Genomic DNA, 24324 nt, shown 5'->3' with positions numbered 1-24324 from the left:
TCACAAGTTCAGCCGGACGACTATTACCACATGCCATGCCCGCACAGCACGCAGGGCACAGCACACAGGTCGTGGTCGTAGGATAGGTCTTACATGATCCTATGACTAGGCCGTAAACCGAGGATTTACGGTTATGAGCAGGATTGATCTTTTGCCGGGCGCAGGTCCGGTTCTCACTTTGCGGCAAGCGCTCTACCGCGCGGGTCGTGATTATCACGGCGGTATCACCAGACTCGCGTTTGACATGGGGCTCGAAGTGGATGCCCTGCAGAAGAAGTTGCACCATGCCGACGACCGCCGCTGGCCAACCCCTGACGAGCTGGAAGAGATCGTGCAGTGGACCGCTGATCCTCGGTTGCTCGATGCGCTGGTTCGTCCTGCCGGTGCGGTCTGGTATCGCCCCAAGCCTGTGCCTGCTACCAACGATGCCTTGCAGGCGGTTGCGAAGCTTCTGGCCGAGTCCGGTCAATTCGTGGGTAGCCTGCATAATGGTGCCTCGGACAACGTTTGGACCTTGGCGGAGGTGTTGAATCTGGAGCAGCGTGGCATGGAAGTTATCCGGCAAGTTCTCGCCATCATGGCGGGCGCGCGCGAAGCCATGGAGGACGCAAGCCATGGCTGATGCCGTCGATTTTGCCAATGACCGCGCTGAGTATTTCCTCCAGTTGTCGCTGCAGCGTCTTGCGCGACTCCCGGTCAAGCCAAGCGCGCAGATCTGCGAGGACTGCGATGAGCCGATTCCGCTGGCCCGTCAATTGTCGGTCTCCGGCTGCGAAACCTGCATCGATTGCCAGGAGTTGCGGGAGCGCCGGAGATGAGCGAACGCCCAACTCCTACCACAGCTGATTGGGCGCGGCGTTACATTGAAACCTTCGGTCTGGCTCTGGTTCCTATCGAACCGGGTGAAAAGGGACCGAAGGGGGCTGGATGGAACAAGCCTGGTGGCTATTTCACGGATGCCTCGAAAGCTGAAGCGTTTTGGACTGCGAGCCCGAACCACAACCTCGGAGTTGTGCTTGGGCCGAGTCGTGTCTGCTCGCTCGATGTTGATGATGTCGAGCTGACCCGGCAGGTGCTGCAGCAGACGCTTGGGCTTGATGTCGACGCACTCGCTGACGCGTACCCCACCTCCGTGGGCAACCCTGAACGATTCCGCGTGATGTTCCGCGTCCCTGAGGGGGTGGAGCTGAGTCGCCACGCCTTGGTTTGGCCAAATAAAAACGACCCGGATGGCACCATCTACAAAGGGCTCATGGTGCAAGTGAAGGCTGCCATGGACGCGGGGGATGCAGGCCGCGAGGCCGCCTTCCGCATGGCGGCTGAGCCTTTCAAGAAAGTGACAGTCTTCGAGTTGCGGGGTGGCCTGGTGCAGGACGTATTGCCACCATCCATTCACCCGGGTACTCACAAGCCTTACACATGGCGTACCCCTCCGACAGCTGAAGGCTTGCCAGAGCTGCCTGCCGACTTGTTGGCCATCTGGCAGGACTGGGATGAGTTCAAACCGAAGGGGGAGGCCGTTTGCCCGTGGAAACCGAAGGCGGCAACGCCTGCGCCTGCAGCTCGTCCCATGGCCAAACCATCAACAGCTGCAGCACGATCTCGTGACCGGCTCCCCGAGGTTATCCCTGAATTCAATCGTACCCATGACATCGCAACGATGATTGAGGCGCACGGTTACAAGCGCGTCGATGGGAAGTGGTTGAGCCCGCACAGCAGCTCTGGCCTACCCGGTGTGACAATCACGGAGGGCAAGCTCTACTCGCATCACACCTCGGACCCACTGGCAAACGGACACAAGAACGATGCGTTCGATGTGTTCTGCATCCTAGAGCACGACGGCGACCAGAAGGCTGCGACTAGGGCGGCAGCTCGGATCCTGGGTATTGACGCGAAGTCCCGTCCGCCGGCACCGCCGCCATTGGGCGAACTTCCCCGTGCCCCATCGGTGGTGGAGCCGGCCGAGCTGCCTCTGGTCGTCGATAGCAATGTCGAGCATCTTCCCCGCACCCCATCAGACGTCGAGGCCATCAGCCCGGCCGACTCCTCGGCCACCGGGGGGCCGGGGGGAGATACCTTGGACATTGATGCTGCGATGCGCCGATTTGCCCTGGTCGAAGGTTCCACGAACGTATGGGACTTCGACAAGCGACGGTCGATGAAGCGGACAGGCTTCGAGGCCTTGGTCGGCAAGCCACTCTCGAAAGCGTGGATGGAGCGGACCGACAAGAAGCTCATCGCCTCCGAGCAGGTGCAAGAGCTTGAGCAGGCCCGGAAGATGTCCAGCAAGAAGGGTGGAGCGCTGAAGCTTGAACCGCTCGACCGGTACATCTACATCGATGGGACAAAAGAGGCCTGGGATCGTGAGAAGAAGCGTCGGTTGCCCGAGGGCAGCGTCAAGATGGCCTTGGGGGATGCCTACCAGCTCTGGCTGAACAGCCCGGAACGGCGGGTGGTGGACGTCGATCACATCGTGTTCGACCCAACGATGACCAAGGACCCGGCGATCTACATCAACACTTTTGAGGGCTTGCCGCTTGAGCCGGTCCGTGACGATGCTGCGTGCGAGAACCTGCGGTGGCTGATCTCGTTCCTTTGCAACAATGACGCCGAAGCGTTGGATTGGCTGGTCAAGTGGCTGGCCTACCCGCTGCAGCACATGGGCGCAAAGATGGACACCGCGATTCTGTTCCACTCAACCATGGAGGGCTCGGGCAAAAGCCTGCTGTTCGCGGACATCATGGGCGAGCTGTACGGTCGTTACGGTGCCACGGTTGGCCAAGCACAGCTGGAGGGCAATTTCAACGCCTGGCAAAGCGGCAAGCTTTGGGCCGTGTTTGAAGAGGTGGTGAGCCGTGACCAGCGCTACAACCAGGTAGGCAAGATCAAGCACATGATCACCGGCAAGACGGTGCGCATGGAATCCAAGTTCATCAACGGCTGGGAAGAATCCAACCACATGAACTCGGCGTTCTTGAGCAACGAGATAATGCCGTGGCCGATCAGTGAAGACGACCGCCGGATGCTAGTGATGTGGCCAATGGAGACTCTGCCCGCCGAAAGGCAGAAGGCTATCGCCCGAGAGTTGGCCAACGGTGGGGTGGCAGCCTTGTACGGGTGGCTGCTCGATGTCGACCTTGGGGATTTCAACCAGCGCACGCGTCCGCCAAAAACTGAAGCCCGCCAGAGGCTTGTTGAGCTGAGTCGCACGGCTTGGCAGACCTTCTTCTACCTCTGGCGAAACGGTGAGTTGGGGCACGGTCTATGGGGCTGCTGCCTGACTTCCGATGTGTACGCCATGTTCCTTGAGTGGTGCTCCCACAACAAAGAGAACTCCATGAGCCACACGAAGTTCTCGCTGATGTTAAGCGCGAAGGTGGAGAAGACACGCCCTATCCCCTGGACTGATGGCAGTTCTCGCCGATTTGCGGCGTTCTTTGTGCCCAGCGAGGGCGATCCTTCCCTGCCCCCATCCATGAAGTCGGCCGAGCTGGGCAAGACCGTTGTCGAGTGGCGTGCCCGAGCAAAGCTGGCGGGCTGGAGCGTGGACAGTTGGGACCACATCAAGAGGCTTGCGGCATGACTCTGCCATTAAGTGTGTTGGGTGTGTTGGGTTTGTGTTGGGTTGGTTTCGGTAAGCCAACACACATTCAGGCCCCGGAATCTGTGGCTTTGGGGGTATGTGTGTTGGGTGTGTTGGGTTTGTGCGCACGCGCGCGCGCGCGATTTTTTTTAATCGCTGAAATCGAAGGGGGAAGAAATCTCTATGCGAACCCTGAAAAACCCAACACACCCAACACACTCAACACAGTTACTTCCAATCCATTGAATTCATTAAGTTCTGAGTGTGTTGGGTTTGTGTTGGGTTTGCCAAATGCGTGTTGGGTATTGGCCGGGGAGGGCTGGCGATGACGAAGGACCAAGGATTGCGCCTACAGGGGCAGGTGGATCACGCGCTGCACCGCATCAGTATGGCGGCACTTATCGACCAGTCCGAACGCCTGCGTCTGGTTGCCGAGCTGATGAAGCATTGGGGAGAGCGGCGTGGACAGCTTGGGTTGGATGCCAGCTTGGGCAGTCAAATGGGCAGCATTATGGAATGGAAGGGGGCTGCACCGCGCGGAGGCTCATCCGGTTCGCGAATTTTGGTCGGCGGTGCAGGCCTTGATCACGCGGCAGCAGAGGTTGACGCGGCAGTGGTCCAGCTGGAGCGGCGTGATCCGCGCGGGGCTACGCTGGCCAAGCTGGCCCAACTGCGCTACCTGTATGGGGCCACGGTGCGCGAGCAGATGCGCGAGGTTGGGCTGGCTGAGGACGCCGACCGCACCTACCGAAACTGGGTTAAGGCTCTTCACCTGCAGGTGTTTGCCATCCTGGCCGCCCGCGCTGGCCGCGTCCGCCAGCAGACCGTTCGTCGGGTGAATATGCGACTTGCGTGCAACATTGATGAGACATAGCCACCACATGGCGACGAACCGAAAATAGGCCCTTTTCGGTTTTTCCGGTGGCATGTAAAAAGGCGCCACGATATCAAAAGTGCGCTTAGGCGCTTCCCCCACAAGCACTGTGCTGTGCAAGCCGCTCCGAATTGTCGGCGCATCGAGAACCCTGCCAAGTGGCGGGGTTTTCTTTTTCCGGCGCCGTGCTTTGCCAATGAGGCTTACATGAACAGCGAGCAACAAACGTTAGCCGAACTGCCGATCTGGATGGTGATCGTGTTGTCCTTGGTCGGCGGTGTTTCGGGAGAGATGTGGCGGGCGGACATGGCGGGCGCTCGCGGTTGGGGGCTGATTCGTCGATTGGCGTTACGCTCTGGAGCCTGCGTGACCTGCGGTCTTTCGACCAACATGCTGCTGTACGCCCTCGGCGTTTCGGTATGGGCGGCAGCAGCGGTTGGATGCTTGGCTGCGATGGCCGGCGCCGATGTCGCTATCAACCTCTACATGCGCTGGGCCGCCAAGCGGCTGGGCGTGAGCGAGATGCCACCGCCCAGTCACCCTGGTGCCAGTTAAGACAAGCGCTTCTGTTTAGTCGTCAACCTCATTGATGCTGACTTTGAGCGTCCTCGCGAAGTAGCCGTGATGCTCTATAGCCTCGATAACCTCTTTCTTATTTAGTCCCAAGGGGAGGCTACCGACTTCGCTATCGACTTGGTTTGGTCGTTCAAGCACGTTCAGAAAACTAGGTTGGAGATCTTTAAGCTGATTGATGCTTGTGCCGCGCTTCACGATCAGAAGTCTCTCAAGCGCCTGATCGCGGTAGATATCGAACTGCATTTTCAAGTCCTTTTTGATGGGGCGTCAGAACGATGCCGCCAACCGGACTTGTTACCACGACTGCTCTTATTTTTACAGCTCACCAATCTGTGAGCTCAACCTACCTGTGAGGTGCTTATGACTCAGAAAACTTACACCGTGTTTCTGCCTGATCGTCCCTTGCCCATTTGTATCGAGGCTGACGATTTCGCGCCTTTGGGTTGCGAGCTGGTTCTGCGTAAGGGCGACGAAGCGGTGGCGCGTACTTCTGATCGCGGTTTTGTGGTTCGTACCGATTTGGCGCACGAGTCTTGCGCAAATGCTGAACTGTTGCCCTGGGAACCGAAGCGTTCGACCGTGGAGACAATTGCGCCTGGCGCCGTTGCGGAGATCAAAAGCCATCCTGCCCCTGTGTGGCCTTTTTTGGCCGGTGTCGGTGCGGCGTTGGCTGGCCTTTATGGGATCGGCTGCTGGTTGGTGTGATGAAGTACTCCGGTCGTTATTGGCTAGGGCCGGGGACCCTGGCGATATGGCCGGGGTACGGGGCAGGAAACCCGCGGCTCTTTGCTAGCGGGAGGCTTGCCAGCTTACTGAAATTCAACCTGTTGAAATTGAAAGGTTGTTCGTTGAAATGTCTCTGAAAGGGAAGGCTCATGACGGATTCGAATTTCATGTCAAAGAGCGCCTTCGCGGCTCGCATAGGGAGATCACCCAGTTACATCACCTGGCTGAAAAACAATGACCGGTTGGTGCTTTCCCCCGATGGCAAATTGGTAGACGTGCAGGCTACCGAAGCCAAGATTCAGGAGACAGCGGACCCAAGCAAATTAGCCGTCGCGGCCCGGCATGAAGAAAACCGCATCGAGCGGGATGTCCGGGCCCACCTCCAACCCGGCGCCGACACACCTCCGGTGCAGCAACCGGATCACGCGCCAGGTGGAGGGCCCAACTTCCAGCGGGCCAAGGCGCATCGAGAGTTCTATCTCGCAGGACTGGCTGAGACCGAGTTTTACAAAGTGCGGGGCAGCTTGGTCGAACGGGTTGCAGTCGAAGACGCTGCGTTCGCTGCAGGGCGGATGCTTCGCGAGCAGTTTTTCGGGCTTGCCCCCCAGCTCGCTGGCGAAGTGGTGGGCATGAATGACCTGTGGGAAGTCGAGAAACACCTCACCGACACCTTCCGGCGTGTGTTCACTGACGCAGCCAAGATGAACAGCGCCGACCTGGAAAAAGCCATTAACCACAATCGAGCCGAAAAGCAGAGCTGAGCCTATGAACACCGGATACGCAGACGGTGCAGAGGTGTACCGCGAAGCGTTTTGCCGGGGGCTGATGCCTGACCCAGATCTGTGGGTCGACGAGTGGGCCGATGAGTACATGCGCATCCCGCGAGGTACTGGTGCCGCAGAGCCTGGCAAATACCGAACTGAGCGTACCCCGTATGCACGCGAACCCATGCGCTGCCTTTCTCCCGCACATCCGTGTAAGCGGGTGGTGACCAAAATCGCTTCGCAGCTCATGAAAACACAGATCGCCCTAAACTGGATCGGGGCCCTGATCCATATGGCGCCGGCCAACATCCTTACGCTCCTTCCCACTGGCAGCCTGGCGAAGCGGGTATCTTCCCGGATTGGCAAGACCATTGATGCAGTACCGGAACTGAAGGAGCGCGTCGCGGCGGTTCGTTCCAGAGATTCCCGTAACACCCTCGACACAAAGGAATTTGATGGTGGCGCGTTGTTTGCCACAACGGCTGGTTCGGCGGCCAACCTTTCCGAGTTATCGGCGCGGTACGTGTACGGCGATGAGGTTGATCGCTGGGAGGTAGACGTTAACCAAGAAGGTGACCCCATCAAGCTGGCCGAAGCGAGGGGAAGTACCTTTGGGCGTAAGGCGAAGTTCTACTTTTCCAGCTCTCCGCTCATCAAGGGTATGTCGCGAATAGATGATCTCTACATGATGGGGGATCAGCGGCATTACTACGTGCCTTGTCCGCATTGCGGGCACATGCAGGTGTTTGTCTGGGAACGGTTGTTGTATTCACCTGATTTCAGTACCGCGCACTACCAATGTGCTGGGCCTGAGTGTGATGTGCTGATCGAAGAGCACCACAAGGCAGAGATGCTTGCCAAAGGGGAATGGCGTGCACATGCGCAGGGAGATGGCGAGACGGTGAGCTTTCACCTCAATGCGCTTTATGCCCCGTTGGGCTGGCAGTCCTGGGCCACGCTTGCCCGAGAATTTGAAGAAGCTAAGCGGGCCCAGGGCCGAGGTAACCTGTATCCCATGCAGGTGTTTTACAACACCCGCCTAGCAGAGGTCTGGGATAGCGCACTTGAGCAAACCAAGGCAGAGGTGCTGCAGGCCCGCGCTCTTCAAGAGGACTATGTACTGGGTACCTTGCCTGTGGGGGCGCTCGCGCTAACGGCCTCCGTCGACGTTCAGGCCAACCGTTTGGAAATGATGGTCATGGGGTGGGGGGCAGGCATGGAGCGCTGGGTGGTCGATCACCAGGTTATCCCCGGCGATCCAGCTGATGAACGCACTTGGGCGCTGTTGGATGAGCGCTTGAAAGTTCGATATCGGCATCCTTGCGGCGTAGCTCTAGGCATCCTAGCTACGGGCATCGACTCCGGCGGTCATCACACCCATGAGGTCTACCAGTTCGCTCGCGTACGTCGTTGGCGCAACGTGTTTGCGCTCAAAGGCGCTAGTAAACCGAACAAGCCTGTGATCGCGCAGCGCCCGTCCTTGGTGGATGTTACCTGGCGGGGCCAGACTGAACGCAACGGCGCCGAGCTGTGGATCGTCGGTACCGACACGGCCAAGGACTGGATTTACAACCGCTACAACTTCGAGTCTGGCCCAGGCGCGCTTCACTTCGCCAAGGACCTGCCGGATGAATTCTTCCAGCAGTGCGTAGCAGAACGGAAGGTCGTCCGCTATGTGAAGGGGCATGAGCGGTTCGATTGGGTGAAAAGCAAGGCCGAGCGCAACGAAGCGCTCGACCTAATGGTGTACAACCTGGCCATGGCGTACTACCTGGGTCTACATCGCTACGGCGAGCAGGAGTGGGACAAGCTACGTCAGGCCCTGGCCCAGGTGAACCTGTTCGATGAGCCGCCCACTGCGAAACCGCAGGCCATTGAGCAAGAGGACGATGACGGCGGTGCAGAGCTCGAGTCTGAAGTCCTGGCTCAGCCGCCAGCCCGGCCCGCTCCTACGGCCCCGCCAACGCCGCCTCGTCCGGCACCTCCAACAATGCAACGCCGCAGCTCAAGCAGCGGCTATCTGAAGAGACGCTGACATGGCATACACCCAGGCACACCTTGCGGCTGTCGAAGGTGCGATTGCCCGTGGCGAACGTATCGTTCGCTACAGCGACCGCACCGTCGAGTATCGGACGGTGGACGAACTCATCAAGGCCCGCGATCTGATCCGCACCGAGCTGGCCCAGGCAGCTGGCCGACGCTCACGCGTGGTTCGGCTTTACCACGGAGGTAAGGGCTTGTGAGCGGCCGCTATATCTCCACGCGCTCAGGCCTGTTGGTACCGGAGCGCATCAAGGCCAGCTACGAGGGCGCCGCCGAAGGGCGGCGTTCCTCTAACTGGGATGCCCCTGATACGGGGCCAAACAGCCTGATCATGCCCGCCCTGCGCAACCTGCGTTCGCGCTCGCGGGCAGCGGTGCGCAACGACCCGTATGCGGCCAACATCATCGACAAACGCGTCAGCAACCTGATCGGTACCGGCATCACGCCTCAACCGCGCTTGCTCGACAAGGCGCTGCGCAAGGCCATGCAGGTGTTGTGGGAGGATTGGGTGGACGAATCGGATGCGGATGAGCGCACCGACTTCTACGGACAGCAGGCGCTGGTAGCACGGACGGTCGAGCAATCCGGTGAGTGTTTCGTCCGCTTGCGGCCACGCCGGCTGGAGGATGGACTGGCGGTCCCGCTGCAGGTGCAGTGCCTTGCACCTGAATTCGTCCCGCATGACAAGTTCGAAGTGACGCGGTCCGGCAACGTCATCCGCGCCGGGATCGAGTTCAACAGCATAGGGCGGCGCGTTGCTTACTGGTGCTACCGCAACCACCCGAGCGATAAGGCCTCGCTCAGCGCCGGCTACAACCCTTTGGTACGCGTCCCGGCCGAGCAGATGTTACACATCTTCGAGCCCTTGGAACCCGGCCAGTTGCGCGGTGTGCCTCGGCTCGCGCCGATCCTGAAGCGCCTGCGCAGCCTGGACAACTACGACGACGCGGTGCTGTTTCGCCAGGAAGTGGCGAACCTGTTCGCGGGCTTCGTTCGCAAGCCCGCCCCGGAAGGGCCAGGGCATCCGCCGATGGACATGCTGACCGGCGCACCGGTTGTCCATGACCGAGATGCGTTCACGCCAATGGTGGCATTGGAGCCCGGCACCATGCAGGAACTCGGGCCGGGGGAACAGGTGGAATTCTCCGACCCGCCTGATGGCGGTAATAACTACCCCGACTTCATGCGGCAGCAACTGATGGCTGCGGCCGCTGGCGCAGGTCTGCCTTACGAGCTGATGACCGGTGACATGCGCGATGTGAACGACCGAGCGATTCGCGTGGTGCTCACTGAGTTTCGCCGCCGGCTGGAGCAGTTGCAGTTCCAGGTGTACGTCCACCAGTTGTGTCGCCCTGTGCGAGCCGCATGGATGGACATGGCGGTGCTGGCCGGGGCGTTGGAACTGGAAGACTACGTCCTGCGGCGGCGTGAGTACTTGCGCACGCGGTGGGTGCCACAGGGCTGGGCCTACATCCATCCCGTTCAAGACGTTCAGTCGCGGATGCTCGAGGTGGGGGCGGGTTTCGCCTCGCGTACGGAGATGTGCCTTCGCTCTGGTACGGACGCGGAAGTCGTGGACGAAGAGAACGCCGCAGATATCGCCCGGGCCAAGGACCTGGGCCTCAACTACAGCAGCTTGTCGGCCATCAAGGATGAGCCGGATGAGCCCGACGAGAAGGGGAAAACATGAAATCGTTGATGCCGTTCCGCATCTTCAACAAGGCCAAGTCCATGCCGCAGGTAGAGGATGGGCATTGGTACAAGATCGCTGCAGCCGCCGAGGGGAAGGCCGGGGCCAAGGTCATCGAAGTCTATGTCTACGGCGAGATTGGCGCCTGGGGCATCACCGCGAACCAGTTCATTCAGGACCTCAAGGCGGTGGACGATGGCGTTTCGGAAGTGGTGGTGGCCTTCAATACCAACGGGGGCGATCTGTTCGAAGGCCTCGCGATTCACAATGCACTGAGCCGACTGGGTGAGCGCTGCACCGGCCGGGTCGATGCCCTGGCGGCCAGTGCTGGCAGCGTGGCGGTATGTGGTGCGCACCGCGTGGTGATGGCATCGAACGCCATGCTGATGATCCACAACCCCTACACATGGGTCGGCGGCGATGCTGAGGACCTCCGCCGGGTCGCGAATGTTCTCGACCAGGCGCTCGAGGCCATCATCGCTGCTTACAAGGCCAAGGCGCCGAGCATTGATGACGCTGAGCTACGGCGTCTGGTCGATGCGGAAACCTGGCTCACCGCCCAGGAGGCATTGGACCTGGGCCTGGCCGACGAGATCGGCAACGGCGTCAAGGTCCAGGCTTGCTTAGGGCAGGGTGCCACCCTGGCGCGGTACCGAAACACCCCGCAGGCGTTGTTGGACCAGCTCCAGGCCAGCCAGGCCGAGCCGGAAGCCTCGAGCGAGCCCGCTCCGGTCGATGAGCCCCCAGCTCCCAGCACGGGTAACTCGACGGCGTTGGCTTTGATGATCACGCAGGCTTGTGCGAAAGCGGGCATCAGCAACCTGGTCGAACCGCTGATCGCATCGACCAAGCTGGCCGACGAAGCCACGGTCCAGGCAGCGTTGACTCGCGCCAAAGCCGTGCGAGACCTCTGCGTAGCGGCGCGCTTGCCCGAGATGGCGGTCGAATATGTCGGCGCTGGCCTGGACGCGACCGTGGTTCGGGCGCGCCTGTTCGACAAGCTGGTCGGCTCGGGCAAGGGCTTCGAGATCGACAACACCCTTCCACCGGCTGCCGATGATCCTGAGACAGTCCAGGCGAAGCTTCCAAACCCCAGCAATATTTGGTCTGCGCGACGGCAGGCCGCTCAACAACGCACCGGCAAAGGAGCCTAAGCATGAGCAAAAACTATGTGGAACCGGTGCATGCCGGTGAATTCCTGCTGTCCGAGGGCGCAGGAAAGATCTCCCGCGAAGTCATTGAGCTGGCACCTGGTGCTGCCTTGGTAGCCGGCCAGCTTCTTGGGCAGCTCACTGCCTCCGGCCAATTCGCTCCGTACAACCCAGAGGCCGCTGACGGCAGCGAGACGGCCAAGTGCATCTTGTTTGCGTCCGTTGGCGAATCGGACGTAGCCCGGCGCGGGCGTGCGGTAGTGCGTTTGGCCGAGGTGAGCGAGGGGCTGCTGACGGGCCTCGACCTTGATGCCGAGAAAGCCCTGGCGGCGCAATTCATCATCGTTCGCTGATAGCGAGCCAACCCATTTTCAGCCCCGCCAAGTGCGGGGTTTTGCATTTCTGGAGGGCCTTCATGGCTGACATCGATATCTTTGAAGACAACGCTTTCTCGGTTCCCGCGCTCACGGCGGCGATCAACGAGCAGCCATTCGTGCCAGGGCGCCTGGCTGAACTGGGACTGTTCGAGGAAGAGGGCGTGACCACGGTGACCGTCCAGGTCGAGAAGGACGGCGAAACTCTGGCCTTGGTGCCAGCGGGCGAGCGGGGTACTTCAGGGCTGGTGGTCAACGGTAGCAAGCGAATCCTGCTGCCATTCAATACCGTTCACCTGCCCGAGCGCTTCGCCATCAAGGCGGACGAGATCCAGGGCATCCGCGCCTTCGGTGAGCAAACTGAGCTGCAGGCGGTCCAGGACGTGGTCAACAAGCGTCTGGCGAAGGCCCGGCGGCAACTGGATGCCACGCATGAATTCCATCGCATGGGCGCGCTCAACGGCCACGTGCTGGATGCGGACGGCAAGACAGTGTTGCTCAATATCTATGCCCGCTTCGATCTTGATCCCATCGAGATCCCGATGGAGCTGACCAACCCGGACACCAATGTCCGGGTGAAATGCGTGGATGCGCTGGATGCCCAGGAGGAAGCCTTGGGCGCCGCTACCACCAGTGGCGCCCGGGCCTTCTGCGGTAAGAACTTCTGGCGAGCGCTGATCGGACACAAGAGCGTTGCGAAAACCTACGAGGGCACCCAGTACGCTGCGGCGTTGCGGGCTGACGGTCGCGAAACCTTCGAATTCGGCGGCATCACCTGGGAGCGCTACCGGGGCAAGGTTGGCGGAATCGCCTTTGTCGCGGACGACGAGGCGCGTCTGGTTCCAGAAGGTGTACCCGGCCTTTGCATCACTCGCTTCGCGCCGGCTGACTACATGGACACGGTCAACACCGAGGGCCTGCCGTACTACAGCCAGTTGGAAATGATGCCGTTCAAGAAAGGTGTGGCCGGTGAGGCCCAGTCGAACCCGCTGCACCTGGTGACCCGTCCTCGCGCCATTCTCCGCTTGAAGCTCTGACCATGGCTTTCCGGGACCTGATACCCGACGTCGACGCCACGGTGTTCGAGATCCTGGGCGATACGGTGCTGATCGAGGGGCGTGAGGTGCTGGGTATGTTCTCAGCCCCTTGGCTGCAGCCCAAGGTCGGCCAGATAAGAACCGCTTTGCGTGAGCCTCATCTGGTCATCCGCGTACAGGACAACATCGGCATCGAAGTGAAGCACAAGGTCTTCTTCGGCGTGCCCCCGGAGGATGGCGGCGGCAATTACCTCATCACCAGCATCGAGCCGGGTGGCGACGGCTTGGTGACGCTCATTCTGAGGAAGTCGTTATGAGTGTGGGCAGTTACCACAAGCAGTCGGCCAGCAGCGGGTTGATCTCGTTGCACGCCAACCCGCAGGACGTGAAGGGCTTCAAGGACTTCGCGAAGCTGGTTCCCAAGGCGGTGGCGGCGGCGCAGCGAAGGGCCGTGAACAAGGTGCTTCGCTGGCTGCGCACGCATATCGCTCGCGATGTGGGCCGGCAGGAGCGGATCGCCATCACTGCGGTGAGGCAGCGCCTCAAGGCTTTCCCAGTGTCCAGCAATGGCCAGGGGCGGCTGTGGTTTGGCATCAACCCCATCGAAGCCAGCCGAGCAGGCCGGCCCCGGCAGTCCCGTACTGGCGTGTCAGTTGCTGGTCGTCGCTACCAGGGCGCGTTCTTCAAGCGGGTATATGGCGGTAACCCGGATATCTGGATCCGCACGGCCAGCAAGCACTTCGATGCCAAGGACTACCCGGACAGTGAGGTTTCAGGTCGGGGAGGGCGCCGGACGGGGTGGGTTGCCGAGAACGACAGTCGCTTCCCCTTGGCCAAGGCCAAGATCTCGCTGGAGGAAGTCCGGCCGCATTTTGAGGCCTGGACCAATCGAGCGCATGAACGGCTGCTGGTGGTGATGGAGCAGGAGCTGAATTTCGAACTGCAGAAGTACCTACGGAGAACAGGCAATGGATGACGGGCCGATTCCCCTTGGTGCGGTGTACACCGCTATCGAGGAACACATCAAGGACGCGATTCCGGGCCTGGCCTATGTCGGGACCATGCCGGAGGGTATCGAAGTAGTGACCCCGCCAGCGGTTGTGCTCGAGCTGGTTGGGTTTGGGGACGCCGACAAGGATCCCGGCACAGGCGAGGTCGCAGTCGAGGCTCGTTTCGAGGCGCGGGTTATCGTCGGGCAAGAGGAGCCCAACTGCTTGCATGTCGCAGCATTCGTTGCAGCGCAGTTAGCGGTGCTATTGCGCATGCAGTCCTGGGGCCTTCTGGTTGAGTTCGCTGAGTTCGTGCGGGCAGAACGCGATTGGAGCCGTCCTGAGCTGGATAGCTTCGCGGTTTGGGTCGTCGAATGGACGCAGATCATCTACCTGGGCGAAGAAGAGTGGCCATGGCCCCGAGAGCCTGGCCCAGTGAAGTTCGCCTTCGATCCTGACTGTGGCCCCGGCAACGAGGGCCAGTATCGAGAACCGGAGGCGCTGGCATGAGTTACGCGGCAGCGCAGATGGATCGCATGCTGGCGGGCCTGGTAATCCCCTGTTACGTCGTGGCGGTCGACCTGGCCGCCGCGAAGGTGCGGGTATCCGACGGCGGCGCCTGGACCAGTGCCTGGGTTCGCTGGCATGCCCAATCCGCCGGCAAGGCCCGCCACTGGCGAGCGCCGAGCCTGGGTGAGCAAGGCGTGCTGGTAAGCCCGAGCGGCGAGCCCGCTCAAGGCACGTTCGTTCCTGGGCTGTACGGCAACACCGGCCCGCCGCCGGACAATCGCGATCATGTCGAGACGTGGCGGTTTGAGGATGGCGGCTCCCTGGTTTACGACTGGGCCGCCAACAGCTACACCATCAAGCTGCCCAGCGGCACGGTCAACATCGAGGTCGGCAGTAGCAAGGCGGTTATCACCGGCGCCGCGATCAACGCCGAGTCGGCCGCGATCAAGGCCAAGGCGCCAGTCATCACCCTGGAAGGCAGCGTGGAGATTGTCGGGCCGTTACGCGTAACGGGCGACATCCTCGGACTGGGCAAAATCATTGATACCGCCGGCAACACGGCAAACCACAAACACTGACAGCCCGCATTCGCGGGCTTTGTCTTTTCTGGAGCATCACATATGGCAGTCAAGAAAACCGCCGAGACTGACGCGGCAACGGATGCGGCCGAATCCGCAGTTGCACCTGGTGCCGACGGCACCGACACCGTCGTTGCAGCCGCTGAGCCGGCCGGCGTGACCTTCACCGACCGCGTTTTCACCTCGCGCTCGCTATTCCTGCAGGCCGGTGATGACCTGCGCGAGTTCAAGGTGCAGGCCGGCCGCGTGACCGTCAAGGCCAACGACGCCGAGGCGCTGGCGTTCCTGCGTGGCCATACCGACCTGCAGCAGCTGGATGGCTAAGCATGATCGGCCTGGACCGCAGGACCGGCCAGAAATCCACCGGCCTCGATCATCTGAAACAGTCGATTGAGGACATCCTGACCACGCCCCTGGGTAGCCGCCGGATGCGGCCTGAATACGGCTGCAACCTGCGCCGCTTTGTCGACCTGCCGGTTAACGAGGGCTGGAAAAGCGCCGTGCAGGCCGAGGTTGCCCGCGCCCTGGGCCGCTGGGAACCGCGCCTGCAGCTGGAGCGGGTCAAGGTCGTTTCGGTGCTGGATGGCCAAATCGGCCTGTTGCTGACGGGCCAGTATCTGGGTAGCTCGGCCGTAGTTGAGGTGAGCGCATGATTGACCTGTCTTTACTGCCCCCGCCCGACGTGGTGGAAACCCTGGCGTTCGAGACGCTGTATCAGGAGGTCCTTGGTATTTTCCGCGCCCATATGGGCGACCAGTGGACCGCGCTGTTGGAATCCGACCCGGTGGTCAAGCTGATGGAGGTCATGGCCTACCGTGAGCTGATGGTGCGCGCCCGTGTCAACGCGGCGGCCAAGGCCAGCTTGCTCGCCTATGCCAAGGGCGCCGACCTCGACAACCGCGCGGCTGACTACGGTGTGCAACGCCTGACCATCCGCGCGGCTGACCCCGACGTGGTGCCGCCCCTGGAGGCGGTGATGGAAAGCGACGAAGCGCTGCGCTACCGCACGCGGCTGTCGCTGGAGGCACTGTCCGTCGCCGGCAGTAGCGGGGCGTATGAATATCACGCGCTGAGTTCGTCAGCCGAGCTGGTGCACGTTTCGGTCGATTCGCCCCGGTTTTCCGGGGTGCCGGTGCCAGCCGCGGTTAAAGCGCAGTTGCCGGCCGGGGCCATTGTCGTGGTCTGCGACTACGATGCTGGCCTGGCCAACCCGCTGCCTGGCGATGTTTCTCTGGCCGTGTTGGCACGGCCTGAAAGCACCGTGTCGGAGGCGCAGCTGGTGACCACTGTTCTCAAGGCGCTGTCGGCCGATGACGTGCGACCGGTGACGGATCGGCCGCGCGTACAGGGCGGCATCCCGACTGACTTTCAGGTTGAGGCGGTGCTGTGGGTGGAGGCCGGGCCAGACCCTGACGTTGTCCTTGCGGCGGCCAGGGCCAGCCTGGACAAGGCCATTGCCGCAGCGCGTCGGCTGGAGGGGCAACTGCCCGTCTCGGCCGTCTACGCGTCGTTACACGTAACGGGCATCAGTCGTGTCGACCTGATCAAGCCGGCGGCAGGAGTGGTGTGTGACAAGCGGCATTACCCGCGTGCCACGTCCATTGCCCTTACCACCAAGGTGGTCACATGAGCCTGTTACCGCATAACGCCACGCTGCTGGAGCGCGCACTGGAACGCGCCGGCGAGTTCGGTGTGGACCCGGACATTATTCGGGGCGTGGCCGACTCGGCGCGCTGCCCGCCAAACTTCCTGCCCTGGTTGGGCTGGGCGCTCAAGGTTGAAGGCTGGGAAGCGGCCTACACCGACGAGCAGCGCCGCGCGCTGAGTCGCGAGGCGATCCCGGTACACAAGACCAAGGGCACCGTTGGCGCAATCCGGCGAGTGCTCAAGGCGGTGCGAGTCAATGGGGAGTTCAGGGAGTGGCACCAAATACCGAACGCTGCCCCGTACACATTCCAGGTCACGGCCTGGGCCAATGACAACCGGGCGGGCGAGGGTTCGATTATCTCGCCCGAGCTGGGCGCGCGCCTGCGTGCTTTGGTCGACGCGGCGAAGAACGAGCGCAGCCATTACGAGTTTCGGCTGGGTGCGCGCTTTGACGGCGGCCTGGTGCTGGGTAACGCGTTCCAGGCGCGTGCCGTGCAGCATCAGTCCATGGATGCCCAGGCGGTGCCGGTCGATCCCACAGCGCAGACGGCGCTGTTTGCCAACGCCATCAACGCGTCCAGTGTGTCCCGGCGGTTTGCCGAGGCGCAGGGCGTACCCATTCAAGCAGAAGGTGCCCCGCTGGTGGCCAACGCGGCGCAGGTGCGCACGGTCGTGCGGGGCTACATGGAGGCTGTTCTATGAGTACAGGTTTGCAACCTGTCATCACCAAGGCCGGCCTGGCTGCGATCCTAACGGCGACGAAAACCGGTCTCTCGGCTGAAATCGGATTTATCGCCTTGGGCAGCCAGGCCTACACCCCGTCAGCAGATCAAAAGACCTTGCGCAACGAGGTGGCGCGCTTTCCGATTTCCAGTGGCGAGAAGCTGAGCAGCACCCTGTTGCACCTGACCGCTGTCGCGTCCGGTACGACCGGCTACTGGGTCCGCGAGATTGGCATTTTTCTCACGGACGGCACGCTGTTGGCAGTTTGGTCGCACCTCACCGAGGCCCTGGCCTACAAGGCCGCCAACATCGACCTACTGCTTGCTTACGACCTGTCGCTGGCGGCGCTGCCGGCGGATAGCGTGACCATCATCAGCACGGCCGCCGGCCTAAACCTGACGCTGGCTGAGCCTCTGGCCGCGATGGCTACGGCGCTTATTGCCGAACAGCTTCGGGGCCGGGAGCAGGAGGAGCGGCTGGCCAGCCAAGAGCGCCTGCAGCGCATTGCGGGGGAGCAAATCGGCGGTCTGCTGGACCGCATGGCTACTGCCGAAAAGTCCGCTTCCGAAACGCGTGATGCTCTGCTGAGCGCGACGGTTGCCAATGCCACGGGCCTCATGGCCCTTCAATACACCGTTCTCCAACACATCTATGGATCATAACCATGAGCCTTGAAACCGAAATCGCCGCGCTGGTCGCGGTTAACAACAAGCTGGTCGACTATTACAGCGGCAAGAAGGCTGCGATTGATGCAGCTGTGTCTGCAGCTGTCGCCGCCGCGCCGTCCATTGTCCGTGTCTACTGGGTAGACCAGCAGCTGGGGGACGATGCCAATGGCCTGGGCACCGAGGCCAGTCCATTCAAGACCTTGCAGCGGGCTGTCGATGCTACCCCTGACGGGGGGCGGGTGCAGGCGTGGCTGTCCAAGGATTATGTGTTGGACAAGCACATCAACCTGACCGGCCGGCGGCTAATCGTTGCTGGCGCTGCAGGATCGGGCCGAAAGCTCATTTGCAACGAGTTCATGCCCGAGGGCGACACCCAGCTGCGCGTGGGGTCGTTCTGGCTATCGAACGACTCAACCGTACAGCTGGTGAACGTGACGGTCAGTCTCCCGGCTTCGAGCGCTGGCGAGCTGAGTGCTTACTACGCCCTTGTGTTTGCCAGCGGTTCGTCGGCGCCGATCTTGATGCAATTGCGCATGTACAACTGTGCATTCGAGCTGCGCGGCACCTACCGGGGCAAGCTGTTCGGTCCGGGCTCCGTACTGTTCGTGTTGTCGATGATCGGCACGGCGGTGCCTTCTGCACTCAATGGTCTGCTGATACCCGGCATCGCCGCCGGCACCCTGTCGAAGGATGTAGGCCACGTCATCACTAACCTGTCGAGCCTGTGAGGCAACCATGCAAAAAACCTTTCTGAACGTCGTCTACGGCGACAGCACCTATAACGGCTTTGACTTCGAGGCGCTGCCCATCGGGGCTGCGCTGCTGGTCGCCCAGCAGCAAATCGAGCAGGCGGCCGACCAGGCGCTGGCGGCGACACTGGGCGACCCGCTGCGCGCTATCGAGAACCAGTTGGCCGAGGCCGAGGCGAAGGCCTTCAAGCTGGCAGGCTACGCCGGTGAGGTGCCGCTGACTGTACAGGCCATGGTCGAGGCCCAGGGCGTCGAGCCCTCGGAGGCGGCTGAGTCGATCCTGCAGGAGGCGCAGGTCTGGCACGCGGCGGTCTGTTCGATCCGCGCAGCCCGACTCAAAGGCAAGGTCGAGGTGCTCAAGGCTACTACCCATGCGCAGGCCGAGGCCTACGCAGACGAGGCAATCAACGCCATCCGCGCGAGCGTGCCCGGCGCCGTCTGACACTCTCGCCGCATTCCCTTGAGCGCCCCGGTTTCGGGGCGTTTTCGTTTCTGCAGGGCCGCCGCGTGCGGCCCTTTCTTTTGGAGCTTTCCATGGCTGGATTCTTTCACGGCGTTACCGTAACGAACGTGGACACCGGCGCGCGCAATGTCGCGCTGCCGTCTTCCTCGATCATCGGCCTGGTCGATACCTTCACCGAGGGCGCGAACGTCTCGGCTAAGGTCGGTGACCTGTTGCTGATTACCAACGAGCGCGAGGCCGTTGCCGCGTTCGGTGCCGATGCCGCCATCACCAAGGCCTGCCGGGCGATCTATACGCGTTCCAAGGCGGTTATCGTCGCCACGGGCGTGGCCAAGGGCGCCGACGCCGCCGCGCAGATTTCCGCGATCATTGGTGGAGTGCAGGCCAGCGGCAAACGTACCGGCCTGCAGGCGCTGCTCGACGGCAAGAGCCGTTTCAACACCCAACCACGCCTGATCGTCGCGCCCAAGCACAGCGCGACTCAGGCGGTCGCGACCGCAATGCAGTCGATTGCAGAAAAACTGCGCGCCGTGGCAATTGTCGACGGCCCCAACACCACTGACGAGGCGGCGACCGCCTACGCCAAGTCGTTCGGCTCCAAGCGCATTTACATGGTCGATCCGGGCGTGCAGGTATGGGACACCGCTACCAACGCGACGATCGACGCGCCGGCCTCGGCGTGGGCTGCAGGCGTGTTCGCCTGGACCGACAGTGAGTATGGCTTCTGGTCCTCGCCATCGAACAAAGAGTTCGTCGGCATCACCGGCACCACCCGCGCCATCGAGTACCTGGATGGCGATGAGACGTGCCGGGCCAACCTGCTCAACAACGCCAATATCGCGACCATCATCCGTGACGACGGATTCCGCCTGTGGGGTAACCGCACGCTGTCGAGCGATCCGAAGTGGGCGTTCGTCACCCGCGTGAGAACCATGGACATGGTCATGGACGCGATCCTGTACGGGCACAAGTGGGCGGTGGACCGGGGTATTACCTCGACCTATATCCGCGACGTAACCGAAGGCCTGCAGGCCTTCATGCGCGATCTGAAAGCCCAGGGCGCAATCATCAACTTCGAGGTCTACGCCGACCCGGTGCTGAACACGGCCAGCCAGCTGGAGCAGGGCAAGGTGTACTGGAACATCCGCTTCACCGATGTTCCGCCGGCCGAGAACCCCAACTTCCGCATCGAGGTCACCAATCAATGGCTGACCGAAGTCCTCGACCAAGTCGCGTAAGGAGCGCATCACATGGCAATGATTCCCGAAATTCTGGCCAACATGAACCTGTTTGTGGACGGGATCAGCTTCCAGGGCGATGTGCCCAGCCTGACCCTACCCAAGCTCACGCTGAAGATGGAAGAGCACCGCCCCGGTGGCATGGATATGCCGATTGAGATGGATGTGGGCATGGACAAGATGGAGTCCAACTTCACCACCACCGGCGTGCGCAAGGAGTCGCTGAAGTTCTTCGGCCTGGCTGACGGCAACGCGTTCAACGGGACGTTCCGGGGTTCGTTCAAGGGCCAGCGGGGCGAGACCAAAGCGGTGATCGTCACTCAGCGCGGCACCCTGAAAGAGCTGGATATGGGGGACTGGAAGCCGGGCGACAAGGCTGAGTTCAAGCACTCCGTGGCGTTGACCTACTACAAGCTCGAGGTCGGTGGTGAGGTTATCTATGAGATCGATCCCGTGGCGATGAAGCGCGTCATCAACGGTGTAGACCAGCTGGCCAGCCAGCGCCGCGACCTCGGCCTGTAATCCCCGGCAACCTTTCCGCATCCTTTTCAGATTCAAGGACACCGAGTCATGAGCAAGCCAGCACCGAAGTACCTCAAGCTGACCGCCGAAAATGTCACCGTCACCCTGACCAAGCCAGCCGAGATGAATGGTATCAAGGTGGACACAATCACCCTGCGCGCGCCGACCGTGCGCGATATGCGCCTGTCCAGCCAGACCTCGGATGGCGACGACGAGCAACGCGAACTGAACCTGTTCGCCTCCCTGGCCGAGGTCAGTATCAAGGACCTGGAGGGCCTGACCTACAAGGATTACAACCGTATCTCGTCCGGTTATACCTTTCTGGTGCGAGAAGACGAACTGTAATCCTCAGACGATGAAGGCCGCCGCCAAGCGACTGGCGGCCGAGCTGAATTTCTCGGCCGAGGAAATCATGACCATGTCCTATGCCGACGTGGTCTGGTGGCTTACAGATTGAGCTTTGCATAGGGGGCTCCGGTGGCGAACAAACTAGCGTTAGCGCTGGTGATCGGCGGCACGGTCGCCTCATCGGTAGGCGCCGCATTCAAAACGGTTGAAAACGGCATCCAGAGACTGGAGGCCAAGGGCAACAGGGCCAAGGTGCTAAAAAGCACGATTGGCGAAACCATCAAGCTGCGTGAGGAATGGAAGCGCGCCCACGACAGTGGTGCTGCCGGTGCCGACAAGCTGTTGCGCAAGCTGAACGGCAACCTTGAGGCGCTGCGCAACCAGGGCGTCGAAGTCGGGCGCCTTAAGCGCGAGTATGAGCGCCTTGGCCGCGAAGCTCGTGCCACCGGTCTGCAGATGAAGGGACACCAGCAGCTGCAGGCGGGCAAGGAATCGCTCAAGTCGAACGTAGGGAAGGCAGTGGCTGCCACGGCCGCTGTCGCTGCGCCGACGATGATCAGCGCGAATTACCAGGCGATCATCCGCGACATTGCGATCAAGGCTGACATCGTCAACAAGCCCCAGGAACAGCAGCTAACCCGGACGGTAATTGGCACGGCCGCTGACACCGGGATGGCGCGCAACGACGTGGCCGCCCTGGTCAATCAGTTGGTCGGCGCCGGCATGGAGCTGGATAAAGCGCTGGCCTACGCGCCGGTGGCGGCCAAGTTCGCCGTCGGGCAAGGCGCCTCGGGCGTCGACACGGCGTCAATGATTCAGGCGCTCGAGCAGAACGCCAAGATCAGCGATCCGAAGGTCATGCAACAGGCGCTGGAGGCGATCGCCTATCAAGGGCAGGCGGGTAGCTTCGAGGCCAGCGATATGGCCCGGTGGTTCCCGCAACTGCTGGCCGGCATGGAGAAGAGCGGCATCACCGGGCTGGATGCGGTGACTTCGCTGGGCTCCATGCTGCAGGTGCAGATGAAGACCGCCGGTGGTTCTGACGAGGCTGCCAACAACCTCAAGAACTGGATGGAGAAAATCGGTTCCGGCGACGTGGTCAAGGCCTACAAAGACGCTGGCATCGATTATCAGGCTTCGCTGAATACCGGCCTGCAGAAGGGGATGAATGTCATTGAGGCGTCCATGGCCTTGGCCATGAAGTACGTTGAAAAGACTGACCCGGACAAGGCCAAGAAGATCGAGGCGGCCAAGGCGCAGATCGACAAGGAGGTCGACCCGGAGAAGGCCAGGGCAGCACTGGACGCCTTGGAGAAGACCCTGCGTACCGGCGATATCTTTGCCGACATGCAGGTCAAGGCGGCGCTGACCGCCTACGGGCAGAACCGGGGATTGTATGAGGAGCTGAAGGCCAACTCTGCCAACGTGCAGAAGGTCGGCGGCATCCTCGACAAGAACCTGGCCGAGCGTCGCGAAACCTCGGCCCAGCAATGGGCAGAGACGGTGCAAGCGGCTGACGACGCCATGCGCAGCATTGGCGATGCCATCCGCCCAGCGACTGACATGGCGGCCAAAGGGCTGACAGCGGTTGCCCGTGGCATCACCTCCCTGTCGGACACCTTCCCGGCGGTCGTGACGGGCATTGCTGGTACCGTGGCGGCCATCCTGGCGTTACGGACCGCGTCTAGCGCGTTCAAGATCGGCAAGGGTGTGGTCAACATCGCGCGCGGCCGTGGCCTGGAGCGTTTCGCCGGCCGTGCTGCACAGGCGCCCATCAAACTGCCCAAGACAGGCAACAAGGTACTCGATACCGGTTTGGGTGCGTTGGGCAAGGTGTTTGGAGCGACGACCAGTAATGATCCCGCCCCAATCGCCGACAGCGATCCGCAGCGCGTGTTTGTAGTCAATGCCGACGCTATTGGACGGGTCGGCGGTAGCGTCGCCTCTTCTGGGCCTGCCGAGCCCGGTAGCCGTCGTGCACGCCGTCGACGGCGGCGTCGAGCTGGTACGTCGACCAATGCGCGGCGCTCGCCTGTTCCGTCCGCAGCCAAGGCGCATGTGCCAACGGCGGGCGTTACGGCGCTCGCTGGTGCTGCCGAGGCAAACAGGCTGGGGCGCATGGTGCGAGGTGTGCGCGGCATCACCAAGGCTGCCGGCAAGCTGCCTGGGGGCAAGCTGATTGATGCGGTGCCCGGCGTGCTCGACGTAGCGCTGAATGCCGAAACCCAAGACGAGAAGGCCGAGGGTTACGGTGGCGTGGCGGGCGGCATGGCCGGGGCCATGGCGGGAGCAGCAGCAGGTGCGGCGATTGGTTCGATTGTGCCGGTCATTGGCACTACTGTGGGTGGCATCGTCGGGGCGGCCCTGGGCGGCCTCGGTGGCGAGTCCATCGGCGGTTGGTTGGGTAAGCGCTGGTTTGGGGAAGAAGCGCCCGAGACGGAAGAAAAGGTGCCGGTGCCGGCGGCACCAGGCGAGGCGCTACGCGTAACGCTGCAGCCGCAGGGGAACAAGCCTGTTAATCCGGTCGTGCTCGAGGCTGGCAAGCCGGCGCCGGTGCAGCCCACCATGGGCGAGTCCGTGCGCAGCCAGCCCAAGGCCAGCGCGGCCGACCCCGTTCCGCCACAGGTTAGGCCGGTGGTCATGCCAGCACCGCACGCGCTGATGGTCCCGGCAGCACCGGTGGCACCTCTGGTGCTGGCGACAACTCCGACCAAAGCCGCCCAGGTCCCGACACACCAAGCGGCCACCCAGCCGGCGCCCCGGCCGGATGCGTTGGGTGGTGTGGTGCGCGACATGCCGACCCAGGCAAAGGGGCCGGAACCAAAGCTCCCCGAGCCGGCTAAGCCAGCCCAGGCGGCCCCGCTCAAGCCGCCGGCGCCGAAGGTGGACCAGGCCTTTACGTTCGCACCGTCGATCAAGGTCGAGGTACTCGGGGATGTGAAAGAGCCAGAGCAGCTGGTGCGCGAAATTGAGTCGCCGCTGCGCCGCCTGTTTGAGGCTTGGCAGCGCGAAGCGGAGGCGCGCATGGCGTCGGCCCAGTTGTTCGATCAACCACACGTTTAAGGAGGCTC

At 62.0% G+C, this 24324-nt stretch carries 29 protein-coding genes; 28 read left to right on the top strand and 1 reads right to left on the bottom strand.

Annotated features, from left to right (window positions below):
* The first annotated feature begins 133 nt into the window (after window positions 1-133).
* The 5 genes from HU760_RS16850 to HU760_RS16830 all read left to right on the top strand — a co-directional run bounded on the left by HU760_RS16850 (window position 134) and on the right by HU760_RS16830 (window position 5012).
* Window positions 134-622: a phage regulatory CII family protein gene (locus HU760_RS16850; RefSeq protein ID WP_186678597.1), complete on the top strand. Its 489-nt coding sequence runs from the start codon at window positions 134-136 to the stop codon at window positions 620-622.
* Entirely contained in the window at window positions 615-818 is a 204-nt protein-coding gene (locus HU760_RS16845) for a TraR/DksA C4-type zinc finger protein (RefSeq protein ID WP_019096614.1), read from the top strand. Before HU760_RS16850 ends, HU760_RS16845 begins: the two co-directional genes overlap by 8 nt.
* Window positions 815-3583: a bifunctional DNA primase/polymerase gene (locus tag HU760_RS16840; protein WP_186678595.1), complete on the top strand. Its 2769-nt coding sequence runs from the start codon at window positions 815-817 to the stop codon at window positions 3581-3583. The genes HU760_RS16845 and HU760_RS16840 overlap by 4 nt, the downstream gene beginning before the upstream one ends.
* A 325-nt stretch (window positions 3584-3908) precedes the next feature.
* Window positions 3909-4457 carry a hypothetical protein gene (locus HU760_RS16835; protein ID WP_186678588.1) on the top strand — a complete coding sequence of 183 codons (549 nt, stop codon included), beginning with the start codon at window positions 3909-3911 and terminating at the stop codon, window positions 4455-4457.
* Window positions 4458-4664: 207 nt separating this feature from the next.
* On the top strand, window positions 4665-5012 hold the full coding sequence (locus HU760_RS16830; RefSeq protein ID WP_186678586.1) for a phage holin family protein: 348 nt from the start codon (window positions 4665-4667) through the stop codon (window positions 5010-5012).
* Between the two features lie 15 nt (window positions 5013-5027).
* Here HU760_RS16830 and HU760_RS16825 read toward each other — a convergent pair whose 3' ends face one another.
* Window positions 5028-5276 (bottom strand): hypothetical protein, encoded by a 249-nt coding sequence (locus HU760_RS16825; RefSeq protein ID WP_186678584.1) that lies wholly within the window; start codon window positions 5274-5276, stop codon window positions 5028-5030.
* Window positions 5277-5393: 117 nt separating this feature from the next.
* Here HU760_RS16825 and HU760_RS16820 point away from each other — a divergent pair, with 117 nt between their 5' ends.
* The 23 genes from HU760_RS16820 to HU760_RS16710 all read left to right on the top strand — a co-directional run bounded on the left by HU760_RS16820 (window position 5394) and on the right by HU760_RS16710 (window position 24316).
* A complete protein-coding gene (locus HU760_RS16820) occupies window positions 5394-5738 on the top strand; it encodes a hypothetical protein (protein ID WP_186678583.1) in 345 nt (114 codons plus the stop codon).
* A 170-nt stretch (window positions 5739-5908) separates the two neighbouring features.
* Window positions 5909-6520, top strand: coding sequence for a terminase small subunit (locus tag HU760_RS16815; protein WP_186678581.1), 612 nt, complete (start codon window positions 5909-5911; stop codon window positions 6518-6520).
* 4 nt (window positions 6521-6524) lie between these two features.
* Entirely contained in the window at window positions 6525-8558 is a 2034-nt protein-coding gene (locus HU760_RS16810; RefSeq protein WP_186678579.1) for a phage terminase large subunit family protein, read from the top strand.
* A 1-nt stretch (window position 8559) separates the two neighbouring features.
* The gene (locus HU760_RS16805; protein WP_021785548.1) at window positions 8560-8766 is read left to right on the top strand and encodes a phage head-tail joining protein; all 207 of its coding nucleotides are present in this window, start codon (window positions 8560-8562) and stop codon (window positions 8764-8766) included.
* Window positions 8763-10256 (top strand): phage portal protein, encoded by a 1494-nt coding sequence (locus tag HU760_RS16800; protein ID WP_186678577.1) that lies wholly within the window; start codon window positions 8763-8765, stop codon window positions 10254-10256. The genes HU760_RS16805 and HU760_RS16800 overlap by 4 nt, the downstream gene beginning before the upstream one ends.
* A complete protein-coding gene (locus tag HU760_RS16795) occupies window positions 10253-11410 on the top strand; it encodes a head maturation protease, ClpP-related (protein WP_186678575.1) in 1158 nt (385 codons plus the stop codon). The genes HU760_RS16800 and HU760_RS16795 overlap by 4 nt, the downstream gene beginning before the upstream one ends.
* A gap of 2 nt (window positions 11411-11412) precedes the next feature.
* Window positions 11413-11760, top strand: a complete 348-nt coding sequence (locus HU760_RS16790) for a head decoration protein (RefSeq protein ID WP_186678573.1) — start codon at window positions 11413-11415, stop codon at window positions 11758-11760.
* 62 nt (window positions 11761-11822) lie between these two features.
* The gene (locus HU760_RS16785) at window positions 11823-12818 is read left to right on the top strand and encodes a major capsid protein (RefSeq protein WP_186678571.1); all 996 of its coding nucleotides are present in this window, start codon (window positions 11823-11825) and stop codon (window positions 12816-12818) included.
* A 2-nt stretch (window positions 12819-12820) separates the two neighbouring features.
* Window positions 12821-13135, top strand: a complete 315-nt coding sequence (locus tag HU760_RS16780; protein WP_186678568.1) for a head-tail joining protein — start codon at window positions 12821-12823, stop codon at window positions 13133-13135.
* Window positions 13132-13794 carry a hypothetical protein gene (locus tag HU760_RS16775; protein WP_186678564.1) on the top strand — a complete coding sequence of 221 codons (663 nt, stop codon included), beginning with the start codon at window positions 13132-13134 and terminating at the stop codon, window positions 13792-13794. Before HU760_RS16780 ends, HU760_RS16775 begins: the two co-directional genes overlap by 4 nt.
* Window positions 13787-14317, top strand: coding sequence for a hypothetical protein (locus HU760_RS16770; RefSeq protein WP_186678561.1), 531 nt, complete (start codon window positions 13787-13789; stop codon window positions 14315-14317). Before HU760_RS16775 ends, HU760_RS16770 begins: the two co-directional genes overlap by 8 nt.
* Window positions 14314-14895: a phage baseplate assembly protein V gene (locus HU760_RS16765; RefSeq protein WP_186678559.1), complete on the top strand. Its 582-nt coding sequence runs from the start codon at window positions 14314-14316 to the stop codon at window positions 14893-14895. The genes HU760_RS16770 and HU760_RS16765 overlap by 4 nt, the downstream gene beginning before the upstream one ends.
* 42 nt (window positions 14896-14937) lie before the next feature.
* The gene (locus tag HU760_RS16760) at window positions 14938-15219 is read left to right on the top strand and encodes a hypothetical protein (RefSeq protein ID WP_186678557.1); all 282 of its coding nucleotides are present in this window, start codon (window positions 14938-14940) and stop codon (window positions 15217-15219) included.
* A gap of 2 nt (window positions 15220-15221) precedes the next feature.
* Window positions 15222-15548: a GPW/gp25 family protein gene (locus tag HU760_RS16755; protein WP_019096799.1), complete on the top strand. Its 327-nt coding sequence runs from the start codon at window positions 15222-15224 to the stop codon at window positions 15546-15548.
* Window positions 15545-16525: a baseplate assembly protein gene (locus tag HU760_RS16750; protein WP_186678555.1), complete on the top strand. Its 981-nt coding sequence runs from the start codon at window positions 15545-15547 to the stop codon at window positions 16523-16525. Before HU760_RS16755 ends, HU760_RS16750 begins: the two co-directional genes overlap by 4 nt.
* A complete protein-coding gene (locus tag HU760_RS16745) occupies window positions 16522-17244 on the top strand; it encodes a phage tail protein I (protein ID WP_186678548.1) in 723 nt (240 codons plus the stop codon). The genes HU760_RS16750 and HU760_RS16745 overlap by 4 nt, the downstream gene beginning before the upstream one ends.
* Window positions 17241-17927: a phage tail-collar fiber domain-containing protein gene (locus tag HU760_RS16740; protein ID WP_186678546.1), complete on the top strand. Its 687-nt coding sequence runs from the start codon at window positions 17241-17243 to the stop codon at window positions 17925-17927. Before HU760_RS16745 ends, HU760_RS16740 begins: the two co-directional genes overlap by 4 nt.
* Window positions 17928-17929: 2 nt before the next feature.
* Window positions 17930-18661 (top strand): hypothetical protein, encoded by a 732-nt coding sequence (locus tag HU760_RS16735; protein ID WP_122048368.1) that lies wholly within the window; start codon window positions 17930-17932, stop codon window positions 18659-18661.
* 7 nt (window positions 18662-18668) lie between these two features.
* Complete coding sequence (locus HU760_RS16730; RefSeq protein ID WP_122048367.1) at window positions 18669-19124, top strand: hypothetical protein; 456 nt, start codon at window positions 18669-18671, stop codon at window positions 19122-19124.
* Between the two features lie 92 nt (window positions 19125-19216).
* Window positions 19217-20383 carry a phage tail sheath subtilisin-like domain-containing protein gene (locus tag HU760_RS16725; RefSeq protein WP_186678544.1) on the top strand — a complete coding sequence of 389 codons (1167 nt, stop codon included), beginning with the start codon at window positions 19217-19219 and terminating at the stop codon, window positions 20381-20383.
* 12 nt (window positions 20384-20395) lie between these two features.
* Window positions 20396-20905 (top strand): phage major tail tube protein, encoded by a 510-nt coding sequence (locus HU760_RS16720; protein ID WP_186678542.1) that lies wholly within the window; start codon window positions 20396-20398, stop codon window positions 20903-20905.
* A gap of 48 nt (window positions 20906-20953) precedes the next feature.
* A complete protein-coding gene (locus tag HU760_RS16715) occupies window positions 20954-21250 on the top strand; it encodes a phage tail assembly protein (RefSeq protein WP_186678539.1) in 297 nt (98 codons plus the stop codon).
* Window positions 21251-21382: 132 nt separating this feature from the next.
* The gene (locus HU760_RS16710) at window positions 21383-24316 is read left to right on the top strand and encodes a phage tail tape measure protein (RefSeq protein WP_186678537.1); all 2934 of its coding nucleotides are present in this window, start codon (window positions 21383-21385) and stop codon (window positions 24314-24316) included.
* Window positions 24317-24324: the final 8 nt, after the last annotated feature.

This window comes from Pseudomonas oryzicola (assembly GCF_014269185.2).
Taxonomy (GTDB): domain Bacteria; phylum Pseudomonadota; class Gammaproteobacteria; order Pseudomonadales; family Pseudomonadaceae; genus Aquipseudomonas; species Aquipseudomonas oryzicola.
This window is presented reverse-complemented; position numbering and strand designations above follow the sequence as displayed.

What these genes read in the sequence shown, in the direction of transcription:
- HU760_RS16850 (WP_186678597.1), top strand. Translation starts at nt 134, where the DNA reads ATGAGCAGGATTGATCTTTTGCCGGGCGCAGGTCCGGTTCTCACTTTG.
- HU760_RS16845 (WP_019096614.1), top strand. Translation starts at nt 615, where the DNA reads ATGGCTGATGCCGTCGATTTTGCCAATGACCGCGCTGAGTATTTCCTC.
- HU760_RS16840 (WP_186678595.1), top strand. Translation starts at nt 815, where the DNA reads ATGAGCGAACGCCCAACTCCTACCACAGCTGATTGGGCGCGGCGTTAC.
- HU760_RS16835 (WP_186678588.1), top strand. Translation starts at nt 3,909, where the DNA reads ATGACGAAGGACCAAGGATTGCGCCTACAGGGGCAGGTGGATCACGCG.
- HU760_RS16830 (WP_186678586.1), top strand. Translation starts at nt 4,665, where the DNA reads ATGAACAGCGAGCAACAAACGTTAGCCGAACTGCCGATCTGGATGGTG.
- HU760_RS16825 (WP_186678584.1), bottom strand. Translation starts at nt 5,276, where the DNA reads ATGCAGTTCGATATCTACCGCGATCAGGCGCTTGAGAGACTTCTGATC.
- HU760_RS16820 (WP_186678583.1), top strand. Translation starts at nt 5,394, where the DNA reads ATGACTCAGAAAACTTACACCGTGTTTCTGCCTGATCGTCCCTTGCCC.
- HU760_RS16815 (WP_186678581.1), top strand. Translation starts at nt 5,909, where the DNA reads ATGACGGATTCGAATTTCATGTCAAAGAGCGCCTTCGCGGCTCGCATA.
- HU760_RS16810 (WP_186678579.1), top strand. Translation starts at nt 6,525, where the DNA reads ATGAACACCGGATACGCAGACGGTGCAGAGGTGTACCGCGAAGCGTTT.
- HU760_RS16805 (WP_021785548.1), top strand. Translation starts at nt 8,560, where the DNA reads ATGGCATACACCCAGGCACACCTTGCGGCTGTCGAAGGTGCGATTGCC.
- HU760_RS16795 (WP_186678575.1), top strand. Translation starts at nt 10,253, where the DNA reads ATGAAATCGTTGATGCCGTTCCGCATCTTCAACAAGGCCAAGTCCATG.
- HU760_RS16790 (WP_186678573.1), top strand. Translation starts at nt 11,413, where the DNA reads ATGAGCAAAAACTATGTGGAACCGGTGCATGCCGGTGAATTCCTGCTG.
- HU760_RS16785 (WP_186678571.1), top strand. Translation starts at nt 11,823, where the DNA reads ATGGCTGACATCGATATCTTTGAAGACAACGCTTTCTCGGTTCCCGCG.
- HU760_RS16780 (WP_186678568.1), top strand. Translation starts at nt 12,821, where the DNA reads ATGGCTTTCCGGGACCTGATACCCGACGTCGACGCCACGGTGTTCGAG.
- HU760_RS16775 (WP_186678564.1), top strand. Translation starts at nt 13,132, where the DNA reads ATGAGTGTGGGCAGTTACCACAAGCAGTCGGCCAGCAGCGGGTTGATC.
- HU760_RS16770 (WP_186678561.1), top strand. Translation starts at nt 13,787, where the DNA reads ATGGATGACGGGCCGATTCCCCTTGGTGCGGTGTACACCGCTATCGAG.
- HU760_RS16765 (WP_186678559.1), top strand. Translation starts at nt 14,314, where the DNA reads ATGAGTTACGCGGCAGCGCAGATGGATCGCATGCTGGCGGGCCTGGTA.
- HU760_RS16760 (WP_186678557.1), top strand. Translation starts at nt 14,938, where the DNA reads ATGGCAGTCAAGAAAACCGCCGAGACTGACGCGGCAACGGATGCGGCC.
- HU760_RS16755 (WP_019096799.1), top strand. Translation starts at nt 15,222, where the DNA reads ATGATCGGCCTGGACCGCAGGACCGGCCAGAAATCCACCGGCCTCGAT.
- HU760_RS16750 (WP_186678555.1), top strand. Translation starts at nt 15,545, where the DNA reads ATGATTGACCTGTCTTTACTGCCCCCGCCCGACGTGGTGGAAACCCTG.
- HU760_RS16745 (WP_186678548.1), top strand. Translation starts at nt 16,522, where the DNA reads ATGAGCCTGTTACCGCATAACGCCACGCTGCTGGAGCGCGCACTGGAA.
- HU760_RS16740 (WP_186678546.1), top strand. Translation starts at nt 17,241, where the DNA reads ATGAGTACAGGTTTGCAACCTGTCATCACCAAGGCCGGCCTGGCTGCG.
- HU760_RS16735 (WP_122048368.1), top strand. Translation starts at nt 17,930, where the DNA reads ATGAGCCTTGAAACCGAAATCGCCGCGCTGGTCGCGGTTAACAACAAG.
- HU760_RS16730 (WP_122048367.1), top strand. Translation starts at nt 18,669, where the DNA reads ATGCAAAAAACCTTTCTGAACGTCGTCTACGGCGACAGCACCTATAAC.
- HU760_RS16725 (WP_186678544.1), top strand. Translation starts at nt 19,217, where the DNA reads ATGGCTGGATTCTTTCACGGCGTTACCGTAACGAACGTGGACACCGGC.
- HU760_RS16720 (WP_186678542.1), top strand. Translation starts at nt 20,396, where the DNA reads ATGGCAATGATTCCCGAAATTCTGGCCAACATGAACCTGTTTGTGGAC.
- HU760_RS16715 (WP_186678539.1), top strand. Translation starts at nt 20,954, where the DNA reads ATGAGCAAGCCAGCACCGAAGTACCTCAAGCTGACCGCCGAAAATGTC.